Below are 9,965 nucleotides of genomic sequence, written 5' to 3'. Positions count from 1 at the left end.
CATAAGTTTAATATTGGTTTATAATTTGTTTTTCACTGTATTACTCTTTTCCTTTGTCTTTGTTTTCCGCAAACCATTTACATACTTTTTTGCTCAACTTAGCTACGACTTCCGGATGCGACTGTGCCACATCGTTTTTCTCGAATTTGTCTTTTTCAATATCGTACAACTGCGCATCGCTTCCATCGCTATTTATCAATAGTTTCCAGTTGCCACTGCGTATAGCCAAATGAGGACTTCTGTCGTTTTCATTTCCCGGTTTTTTAAAGAATTGGTTTCTACCGAAATCCCACATCAAATCCGTTTTACGTTTAGCTTTCGATTTACCCAGAAGAACTTTATCATAATTTTGTCCGTCTCCCCGGTAGCCTTTCTCTGTTTCAATACCAGCTATCGCACATAAAGAGGGATATAAATCGACTGCACACAGTACACTCTCATTATTCACTTGTCCAGCCTTTATTTTCTTGGGGTATTTTATAAGGAACGGCATACGAATTCCACCTTCATAAAGGCTGTTCTTCGTTCCTCTTAAATAAGCAGCACGAGCGGATTGAAAACTGGGAGCCGGTCCATTATCACTAGTAAAAATCACGATTGTATTTTCCGACAATCCCAACTCATCCAATGCTTTGATAAAACGTCCGATCTGTTTGTCCATTTCAGCAAGAACAGGAATGAAGGCTTCTTCTGTGTTCCAGCTTTTGTTATCCTTTTGCTTAAATTCCGGTACCCAAGGAGTATGCATATCATCCGGCCAGAGATTCAAGAAGAAAGGCTGGTCTTTATGACGTTTGACAAAGTCGATGCTCTTGTTTACAAAGTATTCGGTACGTCTCCAGCGTTTTACACTGTCTTTGGCCGACCATATCCAGTTCGTAGCAGTGATTGCCGGTTCCGGGTCCGGACTTTCATACGTTGATATATATTCGTCAAAACCATAATTTTTAATAGAAGGTGCATTGTGCACGTCGCGCCCGCCTCCCATGTGCCATTTACCTATGTGTCCGGTGGCATAACCTGCACTTTGGAAAGCACGTGCCATGGAAGGATTCTTGTCACTCAAAAAGTTACGCTGTTCACACTTTTTGTTGCTGGCTTTATTGTTTAAAAAGGTATTAATTCCTACTTCTATCGGGAATTTGCCTGTTGTCAATCCGCAACGTGAAGGTGAGCTGACCGGTGCGGATGAGTAATACTGATTGAATAACAATCCGTCCTGCGCTATCTTATCAATATTGGGAGTCGGTACAAACTTACCTCCATAACAACCGATATCTCCGATTCCCATATCATCTATATAGATAACGACTACATTGGGTTTTGTCTCTGCCTGTATACTGGCCACGGGCAGCAAAGCTCCCAACCAAGGCAAATGTTTCTTGATGTTCATAATTATTCTGATTTAATTAACTGTACTTTTTGTCGGTTTCGTGTGACTGACTTATAGAACAAAAGTAGGGAAGTTTTTTAAGAGAGAGGGAAAAATACAAATCAATAAAGGAAAAAAACAGGTAAACAAAGATGGAAGCAACTAATCATAGTCTATTATAAGCAAATAGGGAAGATATAATTTCCATATCTTCCCTATTTCTATTTATAAGATTACCATTCTATTTGCTGATCTTCATCCGGAATCTGTGTATTGATATTCCGTTGAAGCGTCATACTTCCTTCCACTCTATACTTGATAGGAATAACTTCCGTACCGCTTCCACCATAGGTAAAATCCTGGAAATCATATTCAAACATGATTTGAACATAACGACGTTCCAGATAAGGACGTGTAGCATCCATAATCGATGTGCTACTATAGATAGGTGTTCCTATCAGTTTGAATTCCATTTCGTTACTTGGATCGTCGGGTTCCATATCCAATGTTCCATCTTCTTTAAAGTGTACATTGATTTTGTACTTCTTACGTATATCTTTATCCATATCCTCATTAATCAGACCGGCATAAAAGAATACAGAATTGTTATCTATCACATATCCTGTACGCTTGTTCGTCGTTCTTGCATTCGTATCAGGTTTACCATTTATATAAGTGTACACTTTCATGGAAGAAGCCGTGTACGAACCGGAATAATCATTAAAAGGTACTACCTTCAACAAAGCTTTTGCATAGTTCTTGCGCGGATGACTTTGATAATTATAGGCTCCATCATCAACAATGGTTAACGGTAAAACCCATTTCTCCAACATATCAATACCTTGTAAATTAAAATCGATGTTCAATTGCTCTACACACGAACCAGCAGGAATATGCACTGTTTCAGGGAATTCATATTTATCTTCTTCCATTTCTGTATACCACAATTCCGGACGATAAAGACTAAAGCGCTCGATATTCAACGTTTTCAATGTGTCCTTATCCACTGCTATATGTATATCTCTGTCTTGTCCATTTACTGTAGACCCACTGACAATGACAGGCAACTGATAGGTCACTTTTCCATTATCCTTATATCTGACGTAGATGGTAGTAACACCATCGCCTCCAGAAGTGATAGGCGCTTTGAAAGACACGTATTGTTCATACTGTTCATCTTCCCACTCATTATTACAAGCGGTTCCCAAGATGATGACAGCCAATAAACTTAAATAAATATATATATTCTTCATATCATATTTTATTAGGAGATTAATCATTATATGTCCATCCCGGGTTTTGCGTCAATCGTTTATTACGTTTCAACTCATCGTGACTGATAGGCCAGAAATAGAGTTTACGCGAGAAAGCAGTAGGCAAGTCCGCAATTTCAATCGGAGTATAGAATTGTTCTCTCTGCTCCTTTGTATCTGACATATAGAAATTACATCCATAATTTTTCTTGGATTCTTCTACTTCTGCATCTTTCCATCTACGCAAATCGAAATAACGTTGCCCTTCGGCCATGAGTTCAATTTGACGTTCACGTTTCAACTTCTTACGGAAAACATCCCGATCTTGGTATTCCGGCATTGTATAATCAGGTACACCTGCACGGCGACGTACTTGTCTGATACCTTTTTTCATTTCATCAATGTCACGTTTGACAGAATAAGTAGTAGCTCCATCCCATGACGGAATATCGTATGAAGATCCATCTTCCAGTTCATTCAAAGCTTCGGCATAGATCAACAAAATTTCAGCAAAACGAATGGCAGGTTCTGCTTTCGCTTTTACTTCCTTGCGATTCGTATCATCCGGATGTACATATTTCATAATACCGATACCGGACCGTAAATAGATACCAGTACCGGAGAAACCATCGGTATTGATACCATAATAATAGTTCACTTGTTTCTCAACATCATTCTTATAGTCCGTAGTCTCTGCATTTTTCAGTAATGCCCATACACAACCATTATAAGAAACGGAAGCATAAAAACGTGGTTCTCTATTTGCATATTCCTTATATACCCCTTCTTTCAAATGAGGATACGTACCTGCTTCTGCCTCTTCTTTGGTTACAAAACGTGTACCGGAAGGATATTTCTCTTTAAAACCTTCTCGGCTAAACTCTTTTCCGTCCTCCATATAATAAGCATCACACATTTTTTGTGTCATACCATAAGCATTACTTCCTCCACCCAAAGTCTTCGGCATTTGGAGTTTCACCATTTCAGCAATACTGTTTGCTCCCTGGTTACGTCCACGACTGAAAATCAACTCCGGATTCTGATACATCGCTAATGAACCGTTGAAAACTGCACGATAAGATTCGTAAGGGTCTATATCACTATAGCCACCTTCATTCCATGTTTTTGTAGAAAAGTCCTTATCTTGATAAGGAGCAATGGTAGCAGGATATCCGGGTTCAGAAATATTAGTAGCCTTTTTGTGATAAAGCTCATAACGACGACCGTTATATTCTCCTGGGAGTTCCATCACATCCCTTGCTGCAGCAGCCGCTCTTGCCCACTTATATTCATTGTATTCCTGAGACATCAGGCAATTTCCTTCATAATCGACTAAATCCGAGAACTTATCCGGATCTCCCGGACGAGGATTGTTGATAGGACTCGCTGAATACAATAACGCTCTAGCACGAGCTGCTAATGCCGCTCCCCGCGTAGGACGTGCTACCTGATTAATGGCGCGAGTCAGAGGAAGATCTTTAGCTGCCAGGCGCATCTCCGATTCGATGTATTCCACACATTCATCATACGAATTACGCTGAATTGCCAAATCATCATAATCAGCTGTATAATCAAGCCCTTCATCCGGTAACAAAGGTATAGGACCATATTTACGTAGTAATAACCAGTAATAGTAAGCACGGACAAAACGTGCCTGCGCTTTCAAATCAGCTCTCTCTTCTTCCGTATATCTCGTATTCATATCAATATTCTGAATAAAGATAGATGCTTGACGAATACCTTTATAACTACCTCCCCATGAATGCCGATAACTCTCATCATAAGTACCAGTCTTGAATGTCTTATACGCATCAAGACTATTACCTCCAAAATAAATATCATCGGCAAAATTAGTGATTGTATTAAGCATGTTGGATACTTCCATATTATATCCTCCTAAAAAGGAATAGGCATGCGCTAACCATTCTTCCGTGGATTCCTTATCTGTAAAAACGTCCTCCAAAGAACGACGATCATTAAAATATTTGTCTGAGTCGAGTTTATCCGAACAAGCGACGGCAATCGTACTCAATATAATACCAATATACAGTTTATATATCTTTCTCATTTTTCATGCATTTAATTAGATATTCACAGTCAATCCCAAAGTAAATGTCTTAGCAAGCGGATATTTCTCTCCGTTAGTACTTCCCATTTCCGGATCCCATTCTTTAAATTTAGCGAATGTCAATAAGTTGGTACCAATAAAGAATACACGTATATTATTGAATCTAATCTTGTTTACAATTGATTTAGGCAATGTATACCCTACTTCCAATGTTTTCAAGCGTAAATAAGCACCATCTCTGAGCCAAAAAGTAGAAGGTCTGTAATTATTATCATTCCCTCCATAACTAAGCCGTGGATAAGAAGCATTCGGATTTTCATTGGCAGAAATACCCAATATAGCAGCTGTTTCCGCATCAACATAGCGGTCTTTCACCAAGTTCGTCAATACATTTCCCCATTGACTACCACTAAAGGCATATACAGTAGGACCATCAATGAAGAATGAAGACTTACCTGCCCCTTGGAAATGTGCATTGAAATCAAAACCTTTCCATTGTGCAGAGATACCAAATCCATAAATCAGATTCGGTTTGGTAGTTGCACCGATAGCTACTTTGTCACCATCGTTGATTATACCATCTCCATTCACATCTTTATATTTAATATCACCCGGTTGTACTTTTCCCCACGCGGTCTGTTGAGGACTGTTACGAATATCGTCATAATCCTTAAAAAGACCTAATGCAATCAAACCTTTGGCTTGATTTACACGGTATCCTCTTTGCATTTGATAAGGATAAACAGAATTTTCCTCGTCCTTCTCTAATATCTCATTCTTACTATATGTAAAATTTCCACGAACAGTCAGATTAACCTTTCCTATCTTCTGCTTATAAGCAAAATTTCCATCAAAACCTTTCGACCGAACGCTTCCCACATTTGCTTTCGGATTACTATTCACTCCTACAATACCTGGTAGATATTTACGCTCCATATAGATGCCATCTCGTTGTTCATGGAAATAGTCTACGGTAGCCGTAAATTTATCATTGAATAAAGATAAGTCTACTCCTGCATCATGCTTAGTTGCAATTTCCCAGGTAACATTATTGGAAGCTAATTGCGTATACATCATTCCCGTATACACATTGTCCGGAGATCCATAATCACTCCAAGTCCATCCACTTCCATCATCCTTTATTGTGTACAAATAAGGGAAACGTACATCCATTTTATCATTACCCACTTTACCATAAGAGTAACGAAGCTTGAACATATTCATCCATTTGAAATGTTTTTTTATGAGTTTCTCTTCCGCTATATTCCAAGCTAAAGAAAAAGCGGGGAAAAAGCCGAAACGATGTCCATCAGCAAAGTTTTCCGATCCGTTATAACCAAAGTTGAAATCAGCAAAATAGCGATAATTCCAGTTATAACTAGCACGTCCTGCTAATCCCATGTGACGTTTGGCAACACCATTTTTAACATCTGTACCAATATCAACTGTAGTCCGATAAGCATCCTGACTATATTTTAATGTTCCGCTCAAATGATGTGCATGAAACGCACGGCTATACTGTAAAAATGCTTCTAAAAATTCACGGCGTTCACCAGTAGAAGTACTTGTCTGTTCCATTGGTTTCTCCGCACTCTGTTGTTTGAAGATCAGGTTTCCCTCATCATCGCGTTCTCTTTGAGCACGCCATGTTTCCGGCATTCTTATCCGATTAATTTCACTATAATTGGTTGTGTCAAATCCGAAACGACCTTCAAATCGTAAACCTTTAGTAATAAAGTCCAACTTCTGTTCCAAGGAAATATTTGTCTGAATTTTATTATTCCACATTTCCTTATACCCAGTCTGCGTAGCAAGCACCCAAGGATTCTTACGATTATCTTCTACACCATGCGAAGGAATATAACCATTAGAATACATGACAGGAATACTAACCGGACTCTGCCCCATTAATGAAGTCCAAACATTGGAACCTTGTCCTGGTGCATTACGTTTCTTTAATGAACCGGATACACCTACTTTTACGAGAGTAGTCTTTGTTACATCAATATCTGTATTTAAACGATAATTCCAACGTTGACTGCTAGGATTGGTATTGTAATCCTTACGCATAGCATCATCCGTTTTGTACATTCCCTCTTCATTGATATAACTAAGCGAAACAAAATAGCGTGCTGTACTACCTCCACCACTCATATTTAGATTGGCGCGATAAGTCATGGCTCCATCTTTTAACAATACATCCATCCAATCTACATTCGGATATAAATCCGGATCAAGTCCTAAACGCAGAAGTTCCATTTCATCATCTTGATAAATTCTCTCCTGATTACGAGTAATCCGTGCTTCATTCATCAACATGGCATAACTATAACCATCCGCAAATTCTGGTGTAATGGTACGTGCATTATAAGAAGTTTCCACTTTGGCATTAATCTTGATTTTACCTTCCTTACCACGTTTAGTAGTAATCAATACTACACCATTTGCACCACGAGGACCATAAATAGCTGTTGTAGAAGCATCTTTCAATACAGTAAAAGATTCAATATCTTCAATATTGATTTCATCCAAATCACGTTCAAAGCCATCAACAAGCACTAATGCAGCACTATTGGCACCAAAAGTAGATATACCACGAATCCAGAATTCCGAAGTATTCACACCCGGTTGTCCGGAAGTCTGCATAGCAAGAACACCCGGTACATTTCCTGCCAATGCATTAGAAAGATTTGCTGAAGGGTTTGATTTTAGTGCCTCCACATCTACATTCGTCACTGCACCAGTTACAGTCAATTTTTTCTGCGCACCAGTTCCTGTAATAACGACTTCATCAATTTCCCTAGCTTCCGACTCTTTCATCGATACATTAACCACAGTCTGGCGTTTCACTAATACCTCTTGTGTATCAAAACCAATATATGAGAATACCAAACGAGAAAATTCCTCAATTTTAATTTTGTAACGCCCGTTAATATCCGTTATTGCTCCCAAACCTGGCTTATCTTTCACTGTCACATTGACACCGACCAATGGCTCTTTATTTGTGTCTGTTACGACTCCTGCTACCTCAATCGTTTTCTCTTGAGCAAAAAGGGAAACTGAAACCAATAACAGACAAATTGTAATAAATTCTTTTATTCTCATGTGCTCTTCTTTTTATTGATTTTCTTGGTTCTGATTATCATTGGATTCTTCTCCACTTAAATCGTCAGGCGCCTGTTCTTTAGCAATCTTCCGAATCTTATAATTTCCCGAATCACCTATGTAGAAAGTCTTTGTTACCTCATCATAGGCTAGAGCTATCGGTTTATTAAAACGAGCTCTCTCACGTACTTCTCCATTTTGTTTCCCCCATTTATAGCTACTTGCAGAAGCAGAGCCACGTCCTGCAAACGTGGAAACCACTCCATCCGGAGTCAATATTCGAATACAATGATTTTCCGTATCTGTAAAATAGAAATCATACCAATCATCTTTATTGGCTGCCTTATACTCCTCATTCAAGACAAAGACGCCTTGTCCAGGCTTATTGATACGTGCATTGATACCAACAAGATCCTTATAATCAGCCTGACCGGATTGACCACATACAATGTATGGAGTTACCAATTTTTTAGTTTCTTCATCATAATTGGAACGAAGTATATAATGCGATTCATGCATGATGATATAAACATATTTACCTTTTGGATGAGGAACCATACTAAAGTCAACCGTCTGATTAGGTACACTAAATGCCAAAAGTTCACTTAACCCTTCTCCACCAGGTACTTCAGGATTTTTATTATAACCGTTTTCTTCAAAATTATATCTGTAGACATTGCCTGTTGCACGATGATTAAAGTAAAGTTCTCCCGTTTGTGGAAGAATCATAGAACCATTACAAGCATTACCACGTGCCAAAGCTACCCAACCAGACTCTTTGAAATCTTGTCCGTCTGTGCTACTTCCACGCTTTAAAATGACATTATTCTTGTTCTTTTTATCTTTATTTTGGGGAGTAGCCAATATCATATCACCATCATTAGTCCATGTAATAGTGGTTGCACGTTCAATATCATTTAACTTTTTGGTATAAATCATTTTCTTTTCCAAATCCAACACCCGCAAAGGTCTACTGTTCGTTCCCGTTTGAGACAAATAAAGGATATTAGGATGCTGGGGATCAAAAGAAAACCAAAAAGGATACTCTATCTTCCCACAATCATCAAACGGTCCAGTTTCTACAATATCTCCCTGTCCTAATTCATCTACATCACCGCATAGGTCTGTTACTACCATTTGAGGATCATACTGATATTTTTCTGAAGCTATTACTGTTTGTTCACCAACTTTTACTTCAACAGTTCCTTCGAAACAACTTTCCGGTGTAGAACAATAAATACTAGTACCTTTAGCACTAACAACAATGGCCTCTTTCCCACCGACTTTAACAGAAATAATAGAGCGATCTATCCCCAAATTATTACCATAAATAATCATCTTCTTCCTTCCACCTCCCGACTTGGGCGTGAAGTCCGTCACCTCTACTGGCTGATTGGGATCATAAGGCTCTGCAGATGTGTCTTTATCATCTTTACAGCTACTGAAGCAAATTGTAAAGAGTAATAATAGAATCATCCATTGAAATTCAATGATCCCATGTCTCATAATTTTACACTTCATAATACACTAGATTTAAATTATTGATTATTCTGAACTTTATCCATTAACACTTTCATCCAATATCCTCCAATCACCGAACGAGCTCTAAAGCCAACCCATCGTCCGCTGTCTGTGTGGTGCCAGTCACTGATAGGTACACGAGATACAGTTTCATTGATATATTTATAGACAGGATCAGAGAATCGTTGGAAAGTATCCTTATCCGGAGACATAGCCGCTGTCCACATGATCCAGTCGGATTTTGTGTATTCTTTACGAGAGTCCAGAGGGAGTCCATAAGGATTCTGTTTTGTCAAATAATAGTTAATCTCTTTTCCGATAACATTATTAGGGAATAAATTCAGGTTCCACAACTTATCCCAAACCATGTTATATTTTTGACTCCAGGTATCTTTACGGTCAAAAGCCAGACGGTAATGATCTCCCTCATTCGCCATTTCTTCCCATTTCACCGCCATTTTCTTGGCTATAGCCGCATATTTGTCTGCTACATCATTCAATCCGAGCATCCGAGCCATCTCGCTGTATCCGACCACTCCCATGATCGCTTTCACTGAAAGATTGGCATTATGAGCCCAATGTCCAGCGAAGTCATCCGTGCAAAGTTGGTTTTCCGGGTCCTGTCCAAACTAATAAACATTACTGT

General features: G+C 38.8%; 5 protein-coding genes and 1 pseudogene. All 6 read right to left on the bottom strand.

The window, feature by feature from the left end:
- Positions 1–40: 40 nt before the first annotated feature.
- Entirely contained in the window at positions 41–1,393 is a 1,353-nt protein-coding gene (locus tag ACT8YW_RS19900) for a sulfatase family protein (protein ID WP_444106904.1), read from the bottom strand.
- 212 nt (positions 1,394–1,605) lie between these two features.
- On the bottom strand, positions 1,606–2,625 hold the full coding sequence (locus ACT8YW_RS19895) for a DUF4973 domain-containing protein (RefSeq protein ID WP_444106903.1): 1,020 nt from the start codon (positions 2,623–2,625) through the stop codon (positions 1,606–1,608).
- Between the two features lie 19 nt (positions 2,626–2,644).
- On the bottom strand, positions 2,645–4,693 hold the full coding sequence (locus tag ACT8YW_RS19890; RefSeq protein ID WP_444106902.1) for a RagB/SusD family nutrient uptake outer membrane protein: 2,049 nt from the start codon (positions 4,691–4,693) through the stop codon (positions 2,645–2,647).
- A gap of 15 nt (positions 4,694–4,708) precedes the next feature.
- Positions 4,709–7,798, bottom strand: coding sequence for a SusC/RagA family TonB-linked outer membrane protein (locus ACT8YW_RS19885; RefSeq protein ID WP_444106901.1), 3,090 nt, complete (start codon positions 7,796–7,798; stop codon positions 4,709–4,711).
- Between the two features lie 12 nt (positions 7,799–7,810).
- Positions 7,811–9,319, bottom strand: a complete 1,509-nt coding sequence (locus tag ACT8YW_RS19880) for an IPT/TIG domain-containing protein (RefSeq protein ID WP_444106900.1) — start codon at positions 9,317–9,319, stop codon at positions 7,811–7,813.
- A gap of 17 nt (positions 9,320–9,336) precedes the next feature.
- Positions 9,337–9,948, bottom strand: a pseudogene (locus tag ACT8YW_RS19875) (glutaminase domain-containing protein); the annotation flags it as partial.
- Between the last annotated feature and the right edge of the window lie 17 nt (positions 9,949–9,965).

The organism is Bacteroides sp. (assembly GCF_052357945.1).
GTDB lineage: Bacteria > Bacteroidota > Bacteroidia > Bacteroidales > Bacteroidaceae > Bacteroides.
This window is presented reverse-complemented; position numbering and strand designations above follow the sequence as displayed.

Coding starts and splice junctions, on each gene's coding strand:
- ACT8YW_RS19900 (WP_444106904.1), bottom strand. CDS start 1,393: ATGAACATCAAGAAACATTTGCCTTGGTTGGGAGCTTTGCTGCCCGTG.
- ACT8YW_RS19895 (WP_444106903.1), bottom strand. CDS start 2,625: ATGAAGAATATATATATTTATTTAAGTTTATTGGCTGTCATCATCTTG.
- ACT8YW_RS19890 (WP_444106902.1), bottom strand. CDS start 4,693: ATGAGAAAGATATATAAACTGTATATTGGTATTATATTGAGTACGATT.
- ACT8YW_RS19885 (WP_444106901.1), bottom strand. CDS start 7,798: ATGAGAATAAAAGAATTTATTACAATTTGTCTGTTATTGGTTTCAGTT.
- ACT8YW_RS19880 (WP_444106900.1), bottom strand. CDS start 9,319: ATGAAGTGTAAAATTATGAGACATGGGATCATTGAATTTCAATGGATG.